The 2,722-nt window shown below is 39.9% G+C and carries 2 protein-coding genes; both read left to right on the top strand.

The window, feature by feature from the left end; all coding sequences use genetic code 11:
* Window positions 1-183: 183 nt before the first annotated feature.
* Complete coding sequence (locus AACR75_RS02000) at window positions 184-798, top strand: hypothetical protein (RefSeq protein WP_047691630.1); 615 nt, start codon at window positions 184-186, stop codon at window positions 796-798.
* Window positions 799-1,424: 626 nt separating this feature from the next.
* The gene (locus AACR75_RS01995) at window positions 1,425-2,084 is read left to right on the top strand and encodes a hypothetical protein (protein ID WP_047691627.1); all 660 of its coding nucleotides are present in this window, start codon (window positions 1,425-1,427) and stop codon (window positions 2,082-2,084) included.
* Window positions 2,085-2,722: the final 638 nt, after the last annotated feature.

The following is a 2,722-nucleotide window of genomic DNA, read 5'->3' as shown; positions in this document are numbered from 1 at the left end:
GGCTTTTGATCGAGTAAAGTCAGTTTATCTTATTGAATTTGCATAACAAACGGCTCAAGAGGGATTGCCAACGCGTGGCGACTTTAGTACAAAATTGAAGTTCAGTGTTTACAGTGTGTTTTTTAAGTTCGGCGGTGCGTTGTCAACCCCTTAGCCGGGCGTTAGCAGTACAAAGGAAATTCAGTGGAAATTTTGGAATATATTATTGGTTTACTTGGTGGCGGTACTGTTGTTTTAGCTGCCCTTTTTGCATTTATTAGCAAAATCTGGATCAGTCGAATAGTTGAAACAAATAAAGCAGAGCTTCAAAAAGATCTCCTGTCTTTGAAAAAAGAACTAGATTCGACTAACAAAAAACTTGATGCAGAGTTACAAAGTGCCACATACATTTCTCAAGTCCAGCTGGAGCATGAATATAAAGTTTATCGCGACATTTGGGCATCGCTTGTAGAGTTAAAAAGTGCAACTATGCATTTGCGCCCATTCATGGATTATGTCGACCCAAACCAATCACAAGAGGATAGAATTCGTGAACGTTTACAGCCATTTGTAGTAAAGTTCAATGAAATGTACAAGGTTCTCGAACACAACAAGCCTTTTTACCCTCAAGATATTTATGAAGCCTTAGATCGTGTGTGTGAAAAGTGTCGCCATGAAAGCATTGATAGTGAGTATATCGAGTGCAACAACGCAGAGTATTACAAAGAAGCTCAGACCAACAGACGCGAAATTATCGATCTTATTAGCTCAGCGTGTGATGCCATTAGAAATAGACTCAATGAAGTTAAGGTGAAATAGTACTGCTAACAAACGGCTCAAGAGGGATTGCCAACGTGTGTTTTTTGAGTTCGGCGGTGCGTTGTCAACCCCTTAGCCGGGCGTTATGCAACTCAGGTAAATTTAGGGGTTCAATTTTTTGGGATTTCTCTGGCAATTCGTTTTGTATTGTCGGCAAATGAGCATTTTTATCCTAGAATTCTTGGTTCACTCAAGCCGTAAAACAGGCAAGGTTCTTTGTTTGCCTCAATGAGTTTTGGTGCTGTTTTGTTGCCAATTCAGCGTGCGCAAAGTGTGGAAAGGGCAAGTTTATCGAGCATTTTGTACTTGCTGAAGTTTTCGCTCGTTGAGTTTTCCTGATTCAAAAGCTTGGTTTGTTGCTGAAAGGTGGACTTTGTTTTGGCGGCTTATTTATCATGGCTCTGACTTGGGTTGGTTCTTGAATCACTCAACCATTGCAATTGTGGCTTTTGGTCGTGTAAAGTCAGTTTATCTCATTGAATTTGCATAACAAACGGCTCAAGAGGGATTGCCAACGCGTGGCGGCTTTAGTACAAAATTGAAGTTCAGTGTTTTCGGGGTGTTTTTTGAGTTCGGCAGTGCGTTGTCAACCCCTTAGCCGGGCGTTAGGGCAATAGGAGTATATTTTGAACAGTGATGATATTGGCTCGATCATTGAATGTTTTGTATCGAAAGAGAGTGTATTAAACGATGTTAAGAACTTTTTTATTGCCAATAAAATGGAAGCACTCTCATTTCTGGCGGGAGTTGTATCTTTAGCTATTGCCTTGATTGCAGCTTTATTTGGCGATGCTACCACTTCTTACATATCGTTATTTGCCTTTTTTGCGTTTCTTGCATTGTATTCATTGTCCTCATTTATTTCTACAGTTCGCTTCTTTGTAGGTGCAACAAAAGAAACTTTAAAAAATATAAATGAAAGATATCAGTCGGATTATATAGCCGCGGAAGAAATTTCAACCTTCGGTGATGACAGCATAGACTGCGTTAAGGTCCTTTTTGAGGATCGCATTAGGTATTTAGAATCGAGGGTAGGTTTTCTTGTTGGAATTGTTGATAAACTCGGTATTGTTCCAGCTATCATCATGATCTACTTGGCATCTGTTAAAGCATTGGGTTCCGAAGAAATATTTAACTTATCCCCTTTAGTAACAGGCCTCGTTTCTGGAATTTACTTAGGAGCAATTACAGCTCGTATTGTAATTGATGCTTTACGAGACAAAATAGCCATCTTAGAGCTTTCGAAAAAAATATCTCAAAAGCGCAAGGGGTTCAAATTACCCTAACAAACGGTTCAAGAGGGACAGCCAACGCGTGGCGTTTTTATTATGCGTTGGTTTTTTGTGTTTACGGTGTTATGCGGAAGCTTGGTAATAGCGTTGGCTGCCCCTTAACCGGGCGTTAGGCAAAGTGAGTTTTTATCAGCTAAATCGAGTTGAAATTGAACGGTAAATTCCATGTTCTCATGGCTGAACTTAAGCAATAAATAATCATCACATATTTGTTGTTTCTTGATCGCGTTGGGTTACTTTTCGCTGTGAATTCATCGGCAAAATAACCTTCAGCATTCAAACGTCCGCCGAGCATGCTACGTTCGTCACTTTTCTTCCAAACCGCTCAATTTGAGTTTTTTGTTTCTTTGCAAAGTTAGAGTTTTAGTTTATAAATTAATGGTTTAGTTTGTTTGAGTTTTACAAAAAGACTTGTTCTTGGGTTGTGAAAGTGTCGGTGTCAATTGATTGGCCTAACAAACGGCTCAAGAGGGATTGCCAACGCGTGGCGGTTTTGGTGCAAAATTGAAGTTCAGTGTTTAAGTGTGTTTTTTGAGTTCGGCTATGCGTTGTCAACCCCTTAGCCGGGCGTTATAAGCTTTGGAGGCTTTAGTGATTACAATTCGAGAAATGGATATTTCCGATTACGATTC

This window comes from Vibrio sp. ZOR0018 (assembly GCF_963865925.1).
GTDB classification, from domain to species: Bacteria; Pseudomonadota; Gammaproteobacteria; order Enterobacterales; family Vibrionaceae; genus Vibrio; species Vibrio anguillarum.
The sequence above is the reverse complement of the archived record's forward strand: the minus strand, read 5'-3'. Positions and strand labels throughout refer to the sequence as shown.